At 49.0% G+C, this 202-nt stretch carries 1 pseudogene; it reads right to left on the bottom strand.

From position 1 onward, the window contains the following. Positions 1–202: pseudogene (locus AAC854_RS24160) on the bottom strand (type VI secretion system baseplate subunit TssF); the annotation flags it as partial.

Genomic DNA, 202 nt, shown 5'->3' on the forward strand with positions numbered 1-202 from the left:
ACCCTCCTCATTCAGTGGCACTGTTGTGCAACTTTTGCTGATATCCAGCGTGACAAAGTTATAAAGCTGGGACAGCGCGTAATACTCCACCAACGGTTGCAGGCCGGAATAGGTATTTTTTGGTACAGGCAGCACTGGACTATCAAACACATTGTGCCAGCCATAAGGTAAACTGCTCAGTTTTCGCCGCTCGCCCTGTGTT

It is taken from the genome of Xenorhabdus entomophaga (genome assembly GCF_037996725.1).
Lineage (GTDB): Bacteria > Pseudomonadota > Gammaproteobacteria > Enterobacterales > Enterobacteriaceae > Xenorhabdus > Xenorhabdus khoisanae.